Annotated in this window: 20 protein-coding genes; 12 read left to right on the top strand and 8 right to left on the bottom strand. The window is 73.7% G+C overall.

The window, feature by feature from the left end; translation table 11 throughout:
* Nucleotides 1-266 precede the first annotated feature (266 nt).
* Genes ABT238_RS23130 through ABT238_RS23115 form a run of 4 tightly spaced genes read left to right on the top strand, consistent with a single transcriptional unit; the run spans nt 267 to nt 2,570 of the window.
* Nucleotides 267-857: a YncE family protein gene (locus tag ABT238_RS23130; RefSeq protein WP_350783370.1), complete on the top strand. Its 591-nt coding sequence runs from the start codon at nt 267-269 to the stop codon at nt 855-857.
* A complete protein-coding gene (locus ABT238_RS23125) occupies nt 821-1,087 on the top strand; it encodes a YncE family protein (protein ID WP_350783362.1) in 267 nt (88 codons plus the stop codon). Before ABT238_RS23130 ends, ABT238_RS23125 begins: the two co-directional genes overlap by 37 nt.
* Nucleotides 1,088-1,133: 46 nt before the next feature.
* A complete protein-coding gene (locus ABT238_RS23120; protein WP_350783352.1) occupies nt 1,134-1,775 on the top strand; it encodes an alpha-ketoglutarate-dependent dioxygenase AlkB in 642 nt (213 codons plus the stop codon).
* 48 nt (nt 1,776-1,823) lie between these two features.
* The gene (locus ABT238_RS23115) at nt 1,824-2,570 is read left to right on the top strand and encodes a VOC family protein (protein WP_350561364.1); all 747 of its coding nucleotides are present in this window, start codon (nt 1,824-1,826) and stop codon (nt 2,568-2,570) included.
* On the opposite strand, the gene ABT238_RS23110 is transcribed toward ABT238_RS23115, so the two are convergent.
* The 4 genes from ABT238_RS23110 to ABT238_RS23095 all read right to left on the bottom strand — a co-directional run bounded on the left by ABT238_RS23110 (nt 2,567) and on the right by ABT238_RS23095 (nt 6,438).
* A complete protein-coding gene (locus ABT238_RS23110) occupies nt 2,567-3,109 on the bottom strand; it encodes a nucleotidyltransferase domain-containing protein (protein ID WP_350783337.1) in 543 nt (180 codons plus the stop codon). The genes ABT238_RS23115 and ABT238_RS23110 overlap by 4 nt on opposite strands.
* Before the next feature lie 77 nt (nt 3,110-3,186).
* Complete coding sequence (locus ABT238_RS23105; RefSeq protein WP_350561360.1) at nt 3,187-4,035, bottom strand: carbohydrate ABC transporter permease; 849 nt, start codon at nt 4,033-4,035, stop codon at nt 3,187-3,189.
* On the bottom strand, nt 4,032-5,009 hold the full coding sequence (locus tag ABT238_RS23100) for a carbohydrate ABC transporter permease (protein ID WP_350561358.1): 978 nt from the start codon (nt 5,007-5,009) through the stop codon (nt 4,032-4,034). Before ABT238_RS23100 ends, ABT238_RS23105 begins: the two co-directional genes overlap by 4 nt.
* A gap of 118 nt (nt 5,010-5,127) precedes the next feature.
* Nucleotides 5,128-6,438, bottom strand: coding sequence for an extracellular solute-binding protein (locus tag ABT238_RS23095; RefSeq protein WP_350561356.1), 1,311 nt, complete (start codon nt 6,436-6,438; stop codon nt 5,128-5,130).
* Nucleotides 6,439-6,778: 340 nt separating this feature from the next.
* Here ABT238_RS23095 and ABT238_RS23090 point away from each other — a divergent pair, with 340 nt between their 5' ends.
* Both ABT238_RS23090 and ABT238_RS23085 read left to right on the top strand, forming a co-directional pair.
* Nucleotides 6,779-7,609: an IclR family transcriptional regulator gene (locus ABT238_RS23090; RefSeq protein ID WP_350561354.1), complete on the top strand. Its 831-nt coding sequence runs from the start codon at nt 6,779-6,781 to the stop codon at nt 7,607-7,609.
* A 205-nt stretch (nt 7,610-7,814) separates the two neighbouring features.
* Entirely contained in the window at nt 7,815-8,552 is a 738-nt protein-coding gene (locus ABT238_RS23085) for an alpha/beta hydrolase family protein (protein WP_350561352.1), read from the top strand.
* A gap of 197 nt (nt 8,553-8,749) precedes the next feature.
* Here ABT238_RS23085 and ABT238_RS23080 read toward each other — a convergent pair whose 3' ends face one another.
* From ABT238_RS23080 to ABT238_RS23070, 3 genes are read right to left on the bottom strand one after another with little or no spacing between them, the layout of a single operon-like run.
* On the bottom strand, nt 8,750-9,238 hold the full coding sequence (locus tag ABT238_RS23080; RefSeq protein WP_350561350.1) for a hypothetical protein: 489 nt from the start codon (nt 9,236-9,238) through the stop codon (nt 8,750-8,752).
* A 40-nt stretch (nt 9,239-9,278) separates the two neighbouring features.
* Nucleotides 9,279-9,662, bottom strand: a complete 384-nt coding sequence (locus ABT238_RS23075) for a hypothetical protein (RefSeq protein ID WP_350783279.1) — start codon at nt 9,660-9,662, stop codon at nt 9,279-9,281.
* Entirely contained in the window at nt 9,659-10,213 is a 555-nt protein-coding gene (locus ABT238_RS23070; RefSeq protein ID WP_350783271.1) for a universal stress protein, read from the bottom strand. Before ABT238_RS23070 ends, ABT238_RS23075 begins: the two co-directional genes overlap by 4 nt.
* 247 nt (nt 10,214-10,460) lie before the next feature.
* Between ABT238_RS23070 and ABT238_RS23065 the strand changes: the two genes are divergently transcribed.
* From ABT238_RS23065 to ABT238_RS23050, 4 genes are all read left to right on the top strand, one after another.
* The gene (locus ABT238_RS23065; protein WP_350561344.1) at nt 10,461-11,087 is read left to right on the top strand and encodes a DJ-1/PfpI family protein; all 627 of its coding nucleotides are present in this window, start codon (nt 10,461-10,463) and stop codon (nt 11,085-11,087) included.
* Nucleotides 11,088-11,349: 262 nt separating this feature from the next.
* The gene (locus ABT238_RS23060; protein ID WP_350561342.1) at nt 11,350-12,858 is read left to right on the top strand and encodes a carboxyl transferase domain-containing protein; all 1,509 of its coding nucleotides are present in this window, start codon (nt 11,350-11,352) and stop codon (nt 12,856-12,858) included.
* A 122-nt stretch (nt 12,859-12,980) separates the two neighbouring features.
* On the top strand, nt 12,981-13,337 hold the full coding sequence (locus ABT238_RS23055) for a CU044_2847 family protein (RefSeq protein WP_350783239.1): 357 nt from the start codon (nt 12,981-12,983) through the stop codon (nt 13,335-13,337).
* A complete protein-coding gene (locus tag ABT238_RS23050) occupies nt 13,330-17,457 on the top strand; it encodes an nSTAND1 domain-containing NTPase (protein ID WP_350783228.1) in 4,128 nt (1,375 codons plus the stop codon). The genes ABT238_RS23055 and ABT238_RS23050 overlap by 8 nt, the downstream gene beginning before the upstream one ends.
* 17 nt (nt 17,458-17,474) lie before the next feature.
* Here ABT238_RS23050 and ABT238_RS23045 read toward each other — a convergent pair whose 3' ends face one another.
* The gene (locus ABT238_RS23045) at nt 17,475-18,710 is read right to left on the bottom strand and encodes a helix-turn-helix domain-containing protein (protein ID WP_350783218.1); all 1,236 of its coding nucleotides are present in this window, start codon (nt 18,708-18,710) and stop codon (nt 17,475-17,477) included.
* Between the two features lie 51 nt (nt 18,711-18,761).
* Between ABT238_RS23045 and ABT238_RS23040 the strand changes: the two genes are divergently transcribed.
* Together ABT238_RS23040 and ABT238_RS23035 are read left to right on the top strand one after the other, a co-directional pair.
* Nucleotides 18,762-19,142 carry an ATP-binding protein gene (locus ABT238_RS23040; protein WP_350783205.1) on the top strand — a complete coding sequence of 127 codons (381 nt, stop codon included), beginning with the start codon at nt 18,762-18,764 and terminating at the stop codon, nt 19,140-19,142.
* The gene (locus tag ABT238_RS23035) at nt 19,142-19,369 is read left to right on the top strand and encodes a hypothetical protein (RefSeq protein WP_350783193.1); all 228 of its coding nucleotides are present in this window, start codon (nt 19,142-19,144) and stop codon (nt 19,367-19,369) included. Before ABT238_RS23040 ends, ABT238_RS23035 begins: the two co-directional genes overlap by 1 nt.
* Nucleotides 19,370-19,395: the final 26 nt, after the last annotated feature.

Below are 19,395 nucleotides of genomic sequence, written 5' to 3'. Positions count from 1 at the left end.
CGTCGCCCTGTTCCACGATCCGCCCGGCCCGCATCACCGCGACCCGGTCGCTGACCTGCCGGACCACGGCGAGGTCGTGGGCCGGGCCCGGTCGACCGGGCCCGCGGTCGGCGTACGATCGAAGTGCGGCGATCACCCGCGCGCCCCTCGATCAGGGCCCTGATCCGGTGGTCGGCGCCCCCGGACGCTTCCCGGCCGCCTGCGGCGGCACCCCGCGCCGCACCCGGTCGAAGGCCGGCGGAGGACCCCAGAGGGAAGAGCGGACCATGTCACTCTCCACCACTCCGACGGCCGGCCCGGACCGGGCCGGCTCCCAGACCTACGAGACGATCCCGGTGGGCGAGGGCCCGCACAGCGTGGCCGCGAGCAGCGACGGCCGGCGGGTCTACGTCTCCAACTTCCTCGACGGGACGGTCACCGCCGTCGACACCCCGGCGAACACCGTCGCGACGGCCTTCCCGGTCGCCGTCGGCCCGTACGGGGTGGCCGTGGACCCGCCCGGCGAGCGCCTGTACGTCGCCGAGCAGTCCAGCACCGTCGTCAAGGTGTTCGACACCGCCACCGGCGGCGAGACCATCGTCACCGACATGGGCGCCAGGCCGTACGGCCTGGCCATCGCCGTGCACCCCGAGCAGTTACTGATCGCCAACCCCATCGACGACCAGGTGATGATCTCCGACCTGCTCACCAAGAGCCACGGCGCCCTGACCGGCATCGACTTCCCGGTCGGCCTCGCGGCCTCCGCGGACGGAACCGCTTCTACGCCGGCAACTACTTCGCCAACACGGTGTCCGTGTACGACGCGACCGAGCTCATCGAAGTGGACGGGCCCACGCCGGCCGAACCGCTGGACGTGATCACCGTCGACCGGGGGCCGTACGGGCTGGCCGTCGACCGGCACGGCGAGCGGCTGTACGTGGCCCACTTCCCGTTCGACACGGTCTCCGTGATCGACCTCGCCGGCGAGGCCCCGCTCCGCACCATCGCCGTGTCCGGCGGCCCGCGCGGTGTGGCCGTCAGCCCGGACGGCACCCGCCTCTACGTCACCAACTTCTTCGGGCGGACCCTCACGGTCATCCCGCTCTGACTCCTGGATTCGGATGCATGTTCGATTTTCGGCGTAGGCTGGAGCCATGAGCACCACCGTCCACCTCCAGCCGTCGCTGTTCGACGACCCCGGCCCGGCCGGGCCCGCGCTCGGGCCGCTGGTGGGCGTGCGCCGGGAGGTCCTGGGCTCGGGCGCCTGGGTCGACCTGCTGCCGGGCTGGCTGCACGGGGCCGACCGGCTGTTCGAACAGCTGGCCGCCGAGGTGCCCTGGCGGGCCGAGCGGCGCGAGATGTACGAGCGCACGGTGGACGTCCCCCGGCTGCTCGCCTCCTACCGGGAGGCCGACCCGCCGCCGCACCCGGTGCTCGGCGAGGCCCGCACGGCGCTGAGCGCGCACTACGCGCGCGAGCTGCGCGAGCCCTTCCGCACCCTGGGCCTCTGCTACTACCGGGACGGCCGGGACAGCGTGGCCTGGCACGGCGACCGGATCGGGCGCGGCGCGCACGAGGACACCATGGTGGCGATCCTGTCCGTCGGCGAACCCCGGTCGCTGCTGCTGCGCCCCCGCGGCGGCGGCGCGCCGGTGCTGCGGCACCGCCTCGGGCACGGGGACCTGCTGGTGATGGGCGGCTCCTGCCAGCGCACCTGGGAGCACGCGGTGCCGAAGACGGCCCGGCCGGCGGGCCCCCGGATCAGCATCCAGTTCCGGCCGCGCGGCGTCTCCTGAGCCCGACGGCACACCGACGACCGCGCACCGACGACGGGAGGCCGCGGCATGCCGAAGGCGGGCCGGTACCACGAGGGCGTCCCCTGCTGGGTCGAGCTGGGCGCGGTGAACCCCGGGCGGGCCCGGCGCTTCTACGGCCGGCTGTTCGCCTGGGAGTTCGTCGAGATGCCCGGCTGGAGCGTCGCCACGCTGCGCGGCGCCCAGGTCGCGGGCCTCGGCGCCCGGCCGCGGGGCGACGGGCAGTCCTGGACGACGTACCTGGCGGTGGCCGACGCCGAGCGGACGGCCGCGGCGGTCCGGGAGGCGGGCGGGCGCGTGCTGCGGGAGCCGTACGAGGTGCCGCCCGAACAGGGCTGGGCGGCGCTCGCGGCCGACCCGGCCGGCGCGGTGTTCGGCCTGCGGCAGGGGCTGCTCTGGCAGGGCGCGGGCCTGGTCGACGAGCCGGCCGCGTTCAGCTGGAGCGAGCTGCACTCCCCCGACCCGGACACCGCCCGGGCGTTCTACCGGCGGGTGTTCGGCTACGAGTACGGCCCCGAGAGCGACGGCGCCACCCTGTTCCGGGTCGCCGGGATGCCGGCCGGCGGGATCGCCCGGCGGCCCGACGCCGGCTGGGCGGTCCACTTCGGCACCGCCGACACCGACCTCGCCGTCGAGCGGGTGCGCGAACTCGGCGGCACGGTGCTGGCCGGCCCCGAGCCCACCCCGTTCGGGCGGCGCGCGGTCGTCCGCGACGACGGCGGCGCGGCGTTCACCCTGGTCGGCGTCCCGTCCGCGGAGGAGACCCTGGCCGCCTAGTCCCGTGCTTCCGAAGCAAGTCCGAGCGCCTCCCGCAGCCGGGCGACGTCCTCGGCGTCCTTGGCCCGGCGCGGGCGGAGCGGGTCCCAGAGCGGCATCATCCGCTTGATCTCGATCTGCGCCCGCGGCGCGACGACCGGGCAGTCCAGCCAGCCGAGCCGCCCCGGCGGCCCGTCCAGCAGCCCGGCCGGCCAGGCCGTCCCCGCCCAGGGGCCGCCGGCCACCAGCACCCGGCCGTCCGGCGCGAGGTCGACCAGGGCGAAGCTCGACTCCAGGCCGTCGCGGACGAAGTCCAGCTGCTGCTCCGGCGGGCTGCCCGGCAGCGGGCGGTACCCGAGAGCGCGCAGCCCGGCGGCGAGCGCCGCGGCGTCGGCGGCCGGGGCGAACCAGTCGACGTCCTCGTGGTCACGGCTCTGCTCACCGAGGAAGAAGTCCATCGCCCAGCCGCCGCGCAGCCAGACGCGTGTGCCGAGACGGCGGGCGAGGCCCACCGTCTCGGCGATCTGCGCGAGTTGCCCGTCGGCACGCTTCCGGTCCATGGACCCCACCTCCACGGGGCCGGACGCTACACCCGCCGCAGTTCCTCAGTCGCGGGATTTTCGTCAGGGGCCGGGTCTCAGTCCTTGACCGCGCCCGCCAGCCCGGAGACCAGCTTGCGCTGCACCGCGATGAAGAAGATCAGCACCGGCACGGTCATCAGCGTGGAGGCCGCCATGATGCCGCCCCAGTCGTTCTCGTCCGGCTTGAAGAACACCAGCAGCGCCGAGGGGAGGGTCTGGTTCTCGGTCGCGCTGATGATGAAGGTCTTGGCGAAGACGAAGTCGTTCCACGCCGCGATGAAGGAGAACACGCTGGTCGCGGCCAGCCCGGGGGCGACCAGCGGCAGCAGGATCGTCCACAGGATGCGGGTCCGGCTGGCGCCGTCGATCTGCGCGGCCTCCTCGATCGAGACCGGCACGGCGGCGACGAAGCCCCGCATCATCCAGATCCCGAAGGGCAGCGAGAAGGCCAGCTGCACCAGCACCAGCGAGGCCAGGGTGTTGAGCCCGATGCCCGGCGCGAACCGGCCCGCGTCGCGGAACATGAAGAACAGCGGGATGGTCAGCGCCTCGACCGGGATCATCTGGGCGATCAGGAACATCACCATGATGGTGGTGCGGAAGCGGAACCTGAACCTGGTCACCGCGACCGCCGCGAGGAAGACCACCAGCGCGGAGAGCACCACCACCGACAGCGCGATCACCAGGCTGTTGACGAAGTACCGGCCGAAGCCGTCCACGCTGAGCACCTGGCGGAAGCTCTCCAGCGTCGGGTGCGCCGTCCACGGGCGCGGGTTGAGCGACTGCACCTCGCCCTTCGGCTTGAAGGCCGACAGCACCATCCAGAAGATGGGGAAGGCGGTGACGACGGCCACCAGGAGGGCCGTGGTGTTGGCGCCGAGGCGCCAGCGGCTACGGGCGTTCACAGTTCGTTCCCCGTCCTGCGCAGCGAGCGGATGTAGAGGACGGTCGGGATCACCAGGATCAGCAGCATGATCACGCCGATGGCCGCGCCGAGCCCGTACTGCGAGGAGGCGAAGGCCTTCTGGTAGGCGTAGACGTTGAGCACCAGGTTCTGGCCGGCGATGCCGCCGCCCTCGGTCATCACGTAGATCTGGGTGAAGACCTTGAAGTCCCAGATGACCGACTGGATCACCACGATGGTCAGGATCGGCCGGAGCATCGGGGCGGTGATCCGGCGGAAGGTGGCCCAGGTGCCGGCGCCGTCCAGCGCCGCCGCCTCCAGGACCTCGGTCGGGATCGCCCTGATGCCCGCGTACAGCGTCACCATGACGAAGGGGAAGGAGTGCCAGACGACGACGGCGCCGACGATGAGGAAGGCCGTCCACTTGTCGTAGAACCAGTTGTACTCGTGGAAGCCGTCCAGGCCGATGCTCACCAGGGTCTTGTTGACCAGGCCGAGGTTGGTGTCGAACAGGAAGCTCCACACCGTCGAACCGGTCATCGCCGGCGCCGCCCAGGCCGCCATCGCGGCGGTGGTCAGCACCAGCCGGGGCACCCGGCCCACCCTGGTCAGCAGCACCGCGAGGGTGGCGCCGACCGCCAGGGTGGCGACCACGCAGAACGCGGCGAAGCCGATCGTCTGCAGCAGCACCGACCAGAACTGCCCGTCGCTCAGGATCTTCCGGTAGTTGCCGAAGCCGACGAAGCTGGTCGGCACACCGCCGGACGCCTGCGCCTGCCCGAAGTCCAGCACGGACAGCAGGCCGAGCTGGTAGATGGGGTAGGCGACCAGCGGGATCATGATGACCGCCGCAGGCAGCAGGAGCAGCAGCGGGGGTCGGCGCCGGCCGCGCGGGGGCGCGGCCGACGCCCTGCCCCGACGCCACCCGCTCGGGGAAGGCGGCGCCGCCGGGGCGGTCGTGGTGGATGCGGACACGTACGGGACCTGCTCTCTGGATGCCGGGTGGGCCCGGGTCCGGTGGCGTGGACCCACCGGACCCGGGATCAGCCGGCCCGGGCTCTCGGATGGCCCGCGCTCAGTGGGCGCGCGGCGCTCAGTTGGCGGAGAACGCCGAGGTGATCTGGGTGGCGGCGTCGCCCGAGGCCTTGGCCACGTCCGCCTTGCCGGTGACGACCTGCTGGAGCATGGTCGGGATGACCGACTGCGCGTCGATCTGCGCCCACGCCTGGTGCAGCGGCACGAACTTGGTACCGGCCGCGATGGTGTCGGTGAACGGCTTCAGGAAGGCGTCCTTGGCGGCGACCTTGCCGTTGACCGACTTCAGCGTCGGCAGGTTGCCCATGGCGTCGTACATCTGCTCCTGGTACGCCGGGCTCGCCAGCAGCTCGGCGAACTCCACGGCCAGGGTGCGGTGCTTGGCCGCCTTCATCACGCCGAGGTTGTTGCCGCCGGCGAACGCCGGGGCGATCGAGCCGGCCTTCTCGCCGGGCAGCGGGACGACCGCGTACTTGTCCTTGGCCGCGCCCGCGTCCACCTTGCTGCGGCTGGAGTTGGGCAGGATCGCCATCGCCGCCTTGCCGGCCGCGAAGAGGTCGACGGTCTTGCCGCCGGTGAGGTCGGCGCACTGCTGGACCGGACAGCCGTTCTCGGTGAAGAGGTCGGTGTAGCGCTTGATGCCGGCCTGCGAGGCGGGGGAGTTGATCGCCGCCTTGAACTTGTCGCCCTCCTTGGCGGCGATGTCGCCGCCCGCGTCCCAGACGAAGGGCAGCGCGCCGAAGGTGTACTTGCCGCCGACCGCGATGCCGAAGGTGTCGGGGTGCGCGGCGTGGATCTTCTCGGTGGCGGCGACCAGCTCGGCGTAGGAGGTGGGCGCGGCCAGGCCGGCCTCGGTGAACAGGTCGGTGCGGTAGTACAGCGCGCGCACGCCGACCCACCACGGCAGGCCGTAGGTCTTGCCGTCGAGCACGGCGGTCGCGGCGATCGCCGGGTCGAGGTCGCCCTTGTCCTTCCACTTGTCGAGGTCGGCGCCGATCTCGGCCAGGCCGCCGGCCGCGACGTAGCCGGGCAGGTCGGTGTTGCCGAACTCGACCAGGTCGGGGGCGCTGTTCGGGTCGTTGAACGCGCCCTTCATCTTGGCGGCCCGGGCCGAGGCGTCGGTGTCGATGTAGCTGACGTTGACGGTGACGCCCTGGTGGGAGGCCTGGAACTCGGCGACCGCCTTGCTGATCACCGCCTCCTTGGCGGCGTTGCCCGCCTCGTTGTACAGCCAGACCTGGAGGGTGCCGGTCTTGTCGTCGGCGGCCTTCTCGCCGGCGGGCACGGCGGTGCCGGGCGAGCAGGCGGCGGCCGCGAGGCAGGTGGCGGCGAGGACAGCGGCCGCGGTGGTCCGTCTGACGATGCGCATGGGTGTGGAACCTCCCCTCCCGACAGCTGCCGCCGAGACGTGCGCCGCTGGGGACGGGCACGTCGAAGCAGGCCCTGACCGGGGCCGATGGTGGGTGCGTGCTGAACGCGTGAATGTGGGGGTGGTGCGACGTGGGTACGGCAGGGCGACCGCTCGGGTGGGCTGCGTCGCCTGCTCGATGCCAGGGACGTTAGGCGGGGGCGCTCACGGGCAACAAGAGCCGGTTCGCGAAGTTTTGCACTGCACAACGCTGTATCGAAAACGGGGCCGACACGCCCGGAAGCGGTACCGTTCGACAACCGCTGCCGTCCGGCGGCGGAACGAGAGGGGAACGGACCGCATGACGGAGCAGACGGCCGGCTCGGCCACCACCGCGAAACCGAAGAAGGCGGCGGGCGAGCGCAACCAGTCCTCCTCGCTGCGCCGGGCGCTGTCCGTCCTCGGCTACGTCCGCGACCACGGCGACGGGCGCGGCGTCCCGCTCGCCCAGCTCGCCGAGGCGCTCGACCTCAACAAGTCCACCGTGCTCCGGCTGACCGGCCCGCTGCTGGACGAGCACCTGCTCGACCGCGACCGGGAGACCGGCTGGTTCCGGCTCGGACACGGCTCGCTCCGCCTCGGCCAGGCCTACCTCTCCACCCTCGACCTGCGCAGCGTCGCCGCCGAGCACCTGCGCCGCCTCCAGCGCGAGGCCGGCGAGACCGTCCACCTCACCGTCTGGCAGGCGCCGGGCATCGTCTACCTGGACAAGGTCGAGGACGAGACCAACGTCCGGATGGCCTCCCGGGTCGGCAGCCGGGCCCCCGCCTACTGCACCGCGACCGGAAAGGCGATCCTGGCCTGGCTCCCCGAGGAGGCCGTCGCCGAGGTCGTCGCCGCCGGACTGCGCCCGGTCACCGCCTGGACCATCTCCGACGAGACCCACCTGCGCGCCGACCTCGCCCGGATCCGCGCCCGGGGCTACTCCATCGACGACCGGGAGAACGAGCCCGAGGTGCGCTGCGTCGCCGCCCCGATCTTCGACCACACCGGCGAGGTCACCGCCGCGCTCTCGGTCTCCGGCCTCACCTCCCGGATGACCGCCGCCCGCGTCCGCGCCCTCGGCCCGGTGGTCGCCCAGGTCGGCCTGCGCATCTCCCGCGAGCTCGGCTCCGACCGCCCGGTCCCGTAGACGCGAAAGGGGCCCGGCACCTGTGATTCAGGTGCCGGGCCCCTCCCGGTGATGGAGCGCCAGGCCCGGGTCGCACGGACTCTCCCCACTGAAAGTGGGACGTACTCTGGTAGTACCGCTGACGCCTGACGAGAGATCATCTCCCTCGCGACAGGAAGAACACTACCAGGCCTGAACACCTGCCCGAACCACAGGAGCCACCCTCATGACCAGCGCCGACGCTCCGAGCACGGCCGCCACCGTGACCGCCGAGTACGCCCCCGGGCGCCCGATGGACGTGTACCGCCCGCCGGCCGGCGCCTCCGGTCCGTGGCCGGTTGTCCTGCTCTGGCACGGGAAGGCACCCGACAGCCGGCACGAAGTCGCCCCGCTCGCCCGGGCGGTGGCCGGGCACGGCCTGCTGGTGCTCGCCCCCGACTGGCGCTCCGACGGGGAGGACAGCGGCCGCGCGCACCTGCTCGCCTCTCTGCGCCACGCGCGCCGCCACGCGACCGACCACGGCGGCGACCCGGAGCTCGGCTTCGTGCTGGCCGGCTGGTCGATGTCCGGCCGCGAGGCGATAGCCGTGGCCACCCACCCCGAAACCCCCGCCGACCTGCGCCCCACGGCAGTCGTCGGCATCGCCTCGCGCTACGAGCGCGCGGCGGTCACCACCGGCGAAGCCCCCCTCGCCGCCCTGGCCGACCGCCCCTCCCCCGTCCCGCTCTTCCTCGTCCACGGCACCCGCGACGATCTCGTCCCCACCGGGACCTCCGAGGCGCTGAACGCCGCCCTGCGCACCCCGGCCGCCGAGTACCTCGCGCTCGACACCGACCACGCCGGCGTCATCCTCGCCGAGTTCGACCCCGCCGTCGGCCACTGCGTCCCCGCCACCACCGACCACGCCACCCGCGCCGGCCGGGCCACCGCCGCCCTCCTCGCCCGCGCCGCGGGGCGCTCCTGACGCGCTGGCGTGCCGGCATGCCGACGCAACGCGAGCGGGCCCGGTACCTGTGTTCTCAGGTACCGGGCCCGCTCGGCCTTGGAGCGCCAGGCCCGGGTCGCACGGACTCTCCCCACTGAAAGTGGGACGTGCTCTGGTAGCACCACTGACGCCTGACGAGCGATCATCTCGCTCGCGACAGGAAGAACACTACCAGGTCAGAGCACCTGGCCCGGCCACGAGGAACCGTCGGACGGCCCGCTCTCCCGCGCGCCGCCGTCCGGCCTTGTGTAGGTGACCTCGGTGGAGAGGGTGAAGCCAAGGGCCTCCAGTCGCGATGCGGCGTCGGCGGGGCTCTTCTTCTCGAACAGCACGAAGTCGTCGAGCTCGGTCTTGGTCCCGATCCGGATCCGCTGCGGCCGGGCCTGCGCCTGCTTGAGCGGCATGCCGCCCTCCGGGACCCGGATCTCGCCGAGCACGGCCTGGAGGCCGTCGACGGTGCGCTGGAGGTTCTCCCGGAGGACCACGACGGGGATGCTGCGGACCGAGGCCTCGCCGGCCGCACCGTCGCGACGACCGAAGAGGCCCTTCTCGCCGACCGTGGACGACCGCTCGGTGTCGTCGATCGAGATCAGGAAATCGAGCGCGTGGACGCCCTCCTCTGCCGCACCGAGGGTCGCGTCCGCATCCTCGGCCTGCTCGAACACCGATGTCCCCCTCCCCATTGACTGTCAGCGAGTTGACACCTCATAGGGGAAATCGCGCGACGGCTGCGGACCGGTCGCCGGGCGGAGGGAACGCTGCGGGCTCGGTGCGGCGGTGGACGGTGAGGGCGAGGGCGGCGGTGGTGAACAGGAGGAGGTGGGCGGCTTCGAGGGTGGGGCTGGTGAGGGCGAGGGTCCCGTGGCGGTGCTCGACGAAGCCGTTGTGGAAGAGCCAGGCGGCGAGGCCGATCAGCGGGGCGGCGGGCGGGCGGGAGCGGCGGCCGACGGCGGCGGCCAGGGCGGCGTAGGCGGCGAGCGCCACCCAGGTGGGGCGGAGTTCGCCGAGGACGCCGAGGACGGGGAGCAGGGCGGCGGAGGCGGTCAGGGCGACCGCGGCCGACACGGCGGGGGTGAGGCGGGCGGTCACGCCGTCACCGTCAGGCGGGTGCGGGGGTGGCGCTCCAGGTCCTCCAGTTCGCGTTGCAGCGGCGGCTTGGGGACGGCGAGCACCGGGCAGGTGGCGTGCCGGGTGCAGTAGGCGGTGATCGACGGGTGCAGGACCCGGGCGAGGGCGCCGCGGCCGCCGGCGCCGAGCACGAGCAGGTCGTCCGGCCGGTCGGCGCAGCGGACCAGGGCCTGGCCGGTCTCGCCGCGGACGGCGATGCTGCGCAGCCGGACGCCGGCCCAGGCGCCGCCGAAGGCCTGGTCGAGGGCGTCGCGCAGCCGGGCGGCTGCCGCGTCGCGGCAGGCGGACAGCAGCGGCGGGCAGGGCGAGCGGCGGTAGCCGAACTCGCCGCCGACCGGGGTCCAGCAGTGCACGGCGAGCACCTCGGCGTCCAGCCGGCGGGCTTCGGCGACGGCGCGGTGCAGGGCGGCGAGGCTGCCGAGCGAGCCGCTGACGCCGACGACGACGCGGCCCCGGCCGTCGTCCCCGGGAACCCCGGCCGTGCTGGGGAGGTCTGTCGGCTCGTCCGCCATGGTGCTGTCCGTCCTTCTGGCTGGTGACCGGTGCGGTGACCGGTGTCGTCGGTCACCAGCCAAGCCGGGCGGGCCGGGGGCGGGGGGGTCGTTGACGGAGCCCTGACGCGCGCGGGCCCGGTCCGTACGGGTTCCTGACGCGGGACGGCCAGCCCCGCCCGTTCCGCTCGTTGCCATGCCCCGGCCCCGGCGACCCTGGCGTTTATTGCCGGACGGGATCGTCGGGGCTCTGCTTGAATCCGGGGCCATGGACATCAGCGCCCAGGACGGCCCGACGACCGGCCGGCTCCGCCACATCGCGATCATGCTGTTCCCCGGCGTCGAGGAGCTGGACGCCATCGGCCCGTGGGAGGTGCTCGCCTACTGGACGCGCAATTTCCCCGAGGACGGCTGGCGGGTGTCGTGCGTCTCGCGCGACGGCGGACCGGTGGAGTGCGCCAAGGGGCTGACGGTGCAGGCGCACCACGCGTGGGCGTCGATGCCGGCCCCGGACGTGGTGGTGCACCCGGGCGGGCGGGGCACCCGGCCGCTGCTGGCGGACGAGGAGCACCTGGCGCGGGTGCGGGAGCTGGCCGCGTCGGTGCCGCTGATGACCAGCGTCTGCACCGGGGCGCTGGTGTACGCGAAGGCGGGCCTGCTGCGCGGGCGGCCGGTCACCACGCACTGGGCGTCGCTCGACCTGCTGGCCGAGCTGGAGCCGACCGCCGAGGTGCGGCGGGAGGAGCGGTTCGTCGACGACGGGGACGTGATCACCTCGGCGGGGATCTCGGCGGGGATGGACATGGCGCTGCACCTGGTGGCCCGGCTCGCCTCGGTGGAGCGGGCCCGCCGGGTGCGGCGCGGCATCCAGTACGACCCGCGGCCGCCGGTGTAGCCGCGCACGGGCGGGTGGATCTGCCGGCCCGGGGGAAGGCCTCTCCTCCGGAGCGACGGCGGTGCGGGCGCCCCTTGGACCGGCGCGCCGCTCGGCACCCACGACGCCTTCGCCCACCTGGTGACCCTCCGCTACGACGAGGCCCGCACCCGTCGGCTGTCGGCCTCCTCACACCCGCCGCCCAATCCCCCACGGCGAAGCCCCGGCGCCCTATCGTGATCTTCGTCGGTGCGGACCCGGATCGGGCGATGGGGTGGAGCAGATGAGCGTTTCCCTGACGGCGCACCAGCTGATCGGGCTGCTGGTCGACCCCGGCGGCTTCGTGAGCTGGGACGCTCCGCCGACCGCCGGGCCCGTGGCCGCCGCCTACCGGGCGAGCCTGACCCGGGCGCGCGAGCGCACCGGCGTCGACGAGGCCGTGCTCACCGGCCTCGGCCGGATCGGTGGGGAGCCGGTGGCCCTGGTCGCCTCCGAGTTCGGCTTCCTCGGCGGGTCCATCGGCGTGGCCACCGCCGAACGGATCACCCGCGCCGTCGAGCGGGCCACCGCCGAACGGCTCCCGCTGGTCGCGCTGCCGGTCTCCGGCGGGACCCGGATGCAGGAGGGCACGGCCGCGTTCCTCTGCATGCTGCGGATCACCTCCGCCGTCCAGGCCCACCGGGCGGCCGGCCTGCCGTACCTCAGCTACCTGCGCAACCCCACCATGGGCGGGGTGTTCGCCTCCTGGGGCACGCTCGGGCAGCTGGTGTTCGCCGAACCGGGCGCGCGGCTGGGCTTCCTCGGCCCGCGCGTCTACGAGGAGCTGCGGGGCGTCGAGCTTCCCCCCGAGGTGCAGCGCGCCGAGACGCTCGCCGAACGCGGGCTGGTCGACGCGGTGGTCGCGCCCGAGGAACTGCGCGAGGTCCTGCGCCGCTCCCTGTCCGTCCTGACCCGCCGGGCGCTGCCCGCGACCGCACCCGTTGCCACCGAACCCGCCGCCGCCGAACCCGCCGCGCGGCCCGACGCCTGGGAGGCCGTCCGGCGCACCCGGCGCCCCGACCGCCCGGGCACCCGCGAGCTGCTGCGCCGCACCGCCGAGGAGCTGGTGCTCCTCGACGCCCCCGGCGGCCGGGACGGCGCGCTGGTGCGGGCGCTCGCCGTGCTGGACGGGCAGCCGGCCGTGGTCGTCGGCCAGCAGCGGCAGACGGGTGCCCACGAGCGCCCGTTCACCGCCGCCGACCTGCGCGCCGTCCGCCGTACCGCCCGGGTCGCCGAGCAACTCGGCCTCCCCCTCGTGACGGTCGTCGACACGGCGGGCGCCGAGCTCTCCGTCCAGGCCGAGCTGGACGGCGTGGCCGTCGAGATCGCCCACTGCCTCACCACCCTGCTCGCCCTGCGCACCCCGGTCCTGGCCGTCCTCCTCGGCCAGGGCTCCGGCGGCGGCGCGCTCGCCCTGCTCCCCGCCGACCACGTCCTCGCCGCCGCCAACGCCTGGCTCGCCCCGCTCCCACCGGAGGGCGCCTCGGCCATCGTCCACCGCGACGGCGCCCACGCCCCGGAGCTGGCCCGCGCCCAGGGCATCACCGCCCACGACCTCGCCGCCGTCGGCCTGGTCGACCGGGTGGTCGCCGAACTCCCCGACGCGGCAGACGAACCCGCCGCCTTCTGCGACCGCCTCGGCCACGCCGTCGCCACCGCCCTCGGCACCCTCACCGCCACCCCCGCCCCCGCCCGCCTCACCGCCCGCACCACCCGCCACCGCCGCCTGGGCGACCTCCTCGCCACGGACTGACGCCGGCCGGGGCCCGCTGCCGCACCGCGGGTCGTCCGGATGGCCAGGTCCGGGTGCGGCGTTCCGGGCGGCGGATGACGATGCGAATGGCCGCGACACCCGCGACGCCGAAGGAGGAGGCCGTGGCAGGGCTGGCTCGCATTCCGCTGGAGGACGGCGGCTGGGTGCTGATCGAGGCTCCCGGCGGCGCGGAGGGGCCCGTGAAGGCCGGCCGGGTCGGCGAGGCCGTCCGTGATCTGCCGACGACCCTGCAGGGCGCCCTCGTACCGGTCACCGCGGCCGCCCACGCGGCGCTCACCGAGCTGCGCCGGATCGGCCCCGACGAGATCGCGGTGGAGTTCGGCGTCGACCTCTCCTTCGAGGCCGGGGCCGTGATCACGAAGAGCGCCGCCAACTGCCACCTGCTGGTGAGGGCGCTGTGGCGGCAGGGCAGCCCCGTCGCTCCGGCCGCCGCCCGGCCGGGCACGGCCGGTGGCTAGCGCGGACCGGTCGCCGGACGGCGGTCGCGCGGGCGAGCTGCTCCCGGCCGTGGCCCTGGTGCTCGGGCCGGGCGGCGCGGCCGTCGGAGCGGGCTTCCTGGTCGGCGAGGACGTCCTGCTGACCTGTGCGCACGTCGTGCGCGCCGCCGGGGCCGGGCCCGGCGAGCAGGTGCGGCTGGCCTTCCCCAACGTCGACGGCTCACCCCTGGTCGAGGGCCGCGTCCTGGAGGAACCTTGGCGCGACCCCGACGGCGACGACGTGGCCGTCCTCCGCCTGGCCCGTACCGTGCCGGGGACGGCGGCGTTGCCGCTGGGCTCCCCGGAGGGCTGCCGGGGCCACCAGGTGCGGTCGTTCGGGTTCCCCGCCCAGGCCCCGCCGGGCGGGCACTTCGGCTTCGGCGTGGCCGGCGACCTGCTGCCGGCCGGTGAACGCGGCGGCGCCCACCTCCAGCTGACCTCGGCCAACGACCTGACCACCGGGTTCAGCGGCGGTCCGGTGCTCGACGAGATGACCGGCCTGGTCATCGGCATGCTGACCGAGATCGCGGCGCCCGACGACTACGAGCGGGGCCAGGGCATCGCGTACGTCACCCCCGCGGAGGTCCTGCGGGAGGTCTGGCCCGACCTGGCCCTGACGGACGTCTGCCCCTACCGGGGGCTGGAGTCGTTCACCGCGGAGGAGGCCCGGTGGTTCGAGGGCCGGGAGGACGCGGTGCGGCAGGTGCTGGCCGATCTGGCCCACCAGCAGCGGCTGACGCTGCTGCTCGGCCCCTCCGGTTCGGGCAAGTCGTCCCTCGTGCAGGCCGGTGTCCTGCCCGCGCTGGCCGAGGGCCAACTGCCGGGCAGTGACCGGTGGCTGCCGGTGCTCGTCCGTCCGCGGCAGGACCTGCTGGCCGAGCTGGAACGCGCCGGGCTGCCCGGGGCACGCCGGGACGGGATCGCCGCCGCCGTCACCCGCAGGCTGGCGAAGGAACCCGACCGGGAGCGGATCCTGCTGGTCGTCGACCAGTTCGAGGAATTCCTCGCCCGGTCCACCAACGGCCGGCAGCGGGAGGTCGTGGCGGTCGCGGAGCAGCTCACCGCGCTCGCCGACTCGGCCGTCCCGGTCAGCGTGGTGCTGGTCATGCGCGACGACTTCTACCCGCAACTGGCCGCCCTGGCACCGGCGTTGCTGGAGAAGGCGATGCCGGGCCTGCTCAACCTGCCGAGCACCCTCAGCCGGAGCGAGCTGCACGACATCATCACCCGGCCCGCCCGGTCCGTCGGCGCCCACTTCGAGGCCGGCCTGCCCCAGCAGATCATCACCGACATCCTGGAGGCCGCCCCCGGCGGAGCGCCGGGCAACCGGGCGCCCGTCACCGTCCTGCCACTGCTGGAACTGACGCTCAGCCAGCTGTGGCAGCGGCGCCGGAACGGCTACCTCACCCACGACGCCTACCAGCGCATCGGCGGAGTCACCGGGGGCCTCACCACCTGGTGCGACTCCGCGCTCCGGCAACTGACCGGCGAGCAACTTCCCATCGCCCGGCGGATCCTGACCTCCCTGGTACGGCCCGCCGAGCCCGGCTACCAGATCCCGGCCATCCGGGAGCAGCTCCCGCTGCGCGAACTGCGCGAGCTGGCCGCCAGCACCGAGGCCACGCCCGAGAGCGACCGGGCCGTCGACGAGGTGGTCGCCGCGCTCACCCGCCACCGGATCATCATGACCCGCGCCCCGCGCACCGCCGCCGGCCCCCAGCCGCCGGCCGGACAGCCGGTGGCCGAGCTGATGCACGACGCGCTCATCCGCGAATGGGGCACGCTCCAGGACTGGGTGGAGCAGGACCACCGCTTCCAGGGCTGGCTGGAGAGCACGCGCAGACGACGGGCCGCGTGGGCCGAACGGAAGGACCCGGGGGACCTGCTCGGCGGGACGGCACTCGCCGAGGGCCTCGACTGGGCGGACCGGCGCCACCTGCCGGGCGACATCAGCGCGTTCCTCACCGCGAGCCGGCAGCGCCAGCAGACCGTCATGCGGCGCAGCAGGCGGCTCAACGCGATCCTGGCCGGCCTGCTCGTCGTCGCCCTGGTCGCCGCCGCGGGAGCCCTCTGGCAGTGGCGGACGGTGACCACGGAACGGGAGGACTCCCTGTCACGGCAGTTCGCCGCCCAGTCCGACACGCTCAGGGCCACCAACCCCGACGCCGCGGCGCTGCTGGCCATCGCGGCGTACAACACCAGCCACACGCCCCAGTCCGTCGAGAGCCTGGGGAACGCGGCGCTCCTGCCGTTGAAGCGGCGCCTGGCGGGCCACACGGAGGCGGTGGACACGGTGGCGTTCAGCCCCGACGGGAAGATCCTCGCCACCGCGGGCGACGACAAGTCCGTACGGCTGTGGGACGTCGACACCGGGAAGACACTCGACACGCTCACCGGACACACCAACAGCGTCTTCTCCGTGGCCTTCAGCCCCGACGGGAAGACCCTCGCCACCGCGAGCTTCGACGGTACCGCCCAGCTGTGGGACGTCGACACCGGGTCCTCCCGCACCACCCTGGAGAGCCACAACGGCATCGTGACCGCGGTGGCGTTCAGCCCCGACGGAAGGACCCTCGCCACCGGCGACGGCTCGGACCTGAACCTGATCGACGTCACCACCGGTACCACCCGCGTCCTCAAAGGTCACACCGACAGCGTGTACTCCGTGGCCTTCAGCCGCGACGGGAAGACCCTCGCCACCGCGAGCCTTGACGGCACCGCCCGGTTGTGGGACGTGGGTACCGGATCCACCCGCACCCCTCTCGAAGGCCACAGCGCGTCCGTGACATGGGTGGCGTTCAGCCCGGACGGAAAGACCGTCGCCACCGCCAGCGAGGACCAGACCGCGAAGCTGTGGGAGGTCGACACCGGATCGACCCTCGCCACCCTCACCGGCCACACGGGCGGGGTGGAGTCGGTCGCGTTCAGTGCCGACGGAAAGACCGTCGCCACCGGCAGCGCCGACAAGAGCGCGCGGTTGTGGGACATCGAGACCGGTTTCACGCGCACCGCGCTCAAGGGCCACGTCGACAGCGTGTTCTCCGTCGCGTTCAGCCCCGACGGGAAGACGCTCGCCACCGGCAGTGTCGACACCACCGCCCGGCTGTGGGACCTCTCGACCGGTACCGACCTGCGCGGCCACACGTCGGGGGTGAACACGGTCGCGTTCAGCCCCGACGGAAAGACCCTCACCGTCGGCAGCGACGACGCCGCGGTCCGGGTGTGGGACGTCGCGAACCGCACCTACCACAGTTCCCTGAACGGCCGGTCCGACATCGCGGGCGCACTGGCGGTCAGCCCGGACGGGAAGACCCTCGCCATCGGCGAAGCCGACTTCACGGTCTCGCTCTGGGAAGTGGCCACCGGCAAGAAGCTCACCGACCTCAGGGGCCATACCGACGTCGTGTCGACCATGGCGTTCAGCCCGGACGGGAGGATCCTCGCCACGAACAGCACCGACACCACCAAGGTGTGGGACGTCCCCGCCGGTACCGCCCGTACCTCGCTCCACACCTCCGACGTGCAGGTCATGGCGTTCAGCCCGGACGGGAGGACCCTCGCCACCGGCGACGTCTACCGGAACGCGCAGTTGTGGGACATCGCCGAGAAGTCCGCCCGCGCCACCCTCAAGGGGCACACCGGTACCGTTCTCTCGGTAGCGTTCAGCCCGGACGGGAAGACGCTCGCCACCGGCAGTGCCGACTCCACCGTGCGGCTGTGGGACGTGGACACCGGCAAGAGCCGCGCCGCCCTCACCGGCCACACCGACGCCGTGTGGGCCGTGGCGGTCAGCCCGGACGGGAAGACCCTCGCCACCGGCAGTGCCGACTCCACCGTGCAGCTGTGGAACCTGGCCAGCGGCAAGAGCCGCGCCGCCCTCACCGGCCACACCGACGCGGTCTTCACGGTCGCGTTCAGCCCCGACGGCCGCACCCTGGCCACCGGCGGCAACGACCTCACGGCCATCCTGTGGAACGTCGCTCCGCCCCAGCCCTCCGATGCGATCCGGAAGATCTGCCAGTCCGTCGACCGCGACCTCACCTCCGACGAACGGGTGTACCTGTCCGGCCACTCGACCGACCCGGTATGCCACAAGGGCTGACGCGCCCCCTGTCCGAACTACTCGACGGCGTCGGCACGCTCAGCGAGGCGCAGCAGCTCGCCCGGTGCACTCCTTCCGGCGATGAGCACGAGTTCGCGGATCGTGGCCCGGGCGGCGACGTGGGTCCGCACGGTCTCGGGCGCCAGCTCCTCAGCGCTGAGCAGCGCATCCACGGCCTCCCCGAGCTGCCGCCGCTGCGCGTGCGCCCTGCCCAGGTCGATCAGGAGCCGGGATCTGCGCTCCGCCGACAGCCCGCTCGGATCGATCTGCCGGCCGAGGTCCAGCGCCTCGCCCGCGTCCCCGAGTTCGACGGCAGTCGAGACGGCCTGGATCTCCACATTGGTGGGCCCGAACTCAAGGTTGAAGTCGTTCCGGTCCGCTCCGAGGCGCGCCGCGACCGCGCGCGCCTCGGCCATCTCCTTCCGCGCCCGCTCACGCCGACCTCCCCGGGCGGCGGCGAGCGCGAGGACGAGGTGCAGCGAGCCGAGGACGGAGAGCGTCTCCGGATCCTCGCCACCGCTCCGCGCCCGCAGAGCCGCCAGCGCGGCGGACGCCGTGTGCTCGGCCTGGTCGAGCCTGCGCAGCCGGATGAACACGTGCGCCAGACGGTAGATCCCGGCGCACACCTGGAGCGGCTCGCCGGACTGCTCGGCCGCCCGGATGGCCCGGTCGGCGGCGACCCAGGCCGCATCGTCCTCGTCCTGCCGGACGAACGCCGCGGCGAGCGCCTGATAGGTACGGCTGAGGAGGAGGTGGATCCCGGGGCGGTCCTCCGGTGCCACCGTCCTCGCCGCCCGTTCCAGGACCGGCAGGGTCCGGCCGACAGCGGCACCGAGTTCGGCGAACCGCGCCGCGTGGGTCAGGTCCCAGATCTCGTCGACGTCGGCGGCGAGGCCGGTGGGATCCCGTGCATCCACCGACCGGTCCACGCCGAGCAGCACGTCCAGCGCGGGGTGTCCCGACAGCAGAAGCCTCACCCGGTCGAGATCGTTGGGCGCTTCCTTTCCCAGCACCGGAGCTGCGGCCGGCGCCGACGGGGCGTCCGGCCGCAGGGTCTGGACCGAGACGCCGAGCTCATCGGCCAGGAGTCGGAGGACGTCGAGGCGCACCACGGGCTGGACGCCTCGTTCCACCTGCGACACCCAACTCGCCGTCCGGTTGATGGCAGCGGCCAGTTGCTCCTGGTTCATGCCGCGCTGCTTGCGCAGCTGCGCGTTACGGGCCCCGAACGCTCGGCGGTCGTCCGCCGTCACTGCTCGGCCGCCGGAGTGGGGACGCCCTTTCCGGCGGCCGCGTCCAGGAAGGTGACCTCGAAGGACGCGAGGAAATGGGGCGTACCCCTGTCGGCGGAGGCGCTCGGGGAAGTGGAGCTGTGCGCGGGCGAGCTGATCACCAACGCGATCGAGCACGCCGGCGAGCGCTGCACAGTCACCGTCCGGTGGGCCTGCGGGCTGCTGCGGATCGAAGTCGCTGACCGCTGCCCGTCGTTGCGCCTACGCGAAACGGACCCCGACGCGACCGGCGGCCGCGGCCTGCTGCTGGTGGAGGCGTTGGCCTTCGGTTGGGGGTGGGAGCGGTCCGGCCCCGGCAAGATCGTCTGGCTCACCCATGCCCCGGATCTTCAGCTCCCGGTCCACGGATGGGGCAGCGCACCGGACCTCCACCGCATCGGACGAGTGGCTTGATGAGCCGCTTCCTCGTCGGCGGGGCACTCGCGGCTCTCCTCGCCATCGTGCTCGCTACGGTGATCATCAGTGTCATCACCAGCCTGCGCATGCGCGACGCCCTGTCCCCGCCACCCATCACCCGCCACGGACGCTGGGAGCTCCGAGCACTCCCCGACGGCACCACCGAATACACCTGGATCGCCCGCCAGCCCTACCCCCACGGCGGCCACCGCATACCCCGATGACCGCTCCCGGAGTGGGAAGTCGGCCG

Origin of the sequence: Kitasatospora sp. NPDC001527, assembly GCF_040298605.1 — a bacterium.
Lineage (GTDB): Bacteria > Actinomycetota > Actinomycetes > Streptomycetales > Streptomycetaceae > Kitasatospora.
The sequence above is the reverse complement of the archived record's forward strand: the minus strand, read 5'-3'. Positions and strand labels throughout refer to the sequence as shown.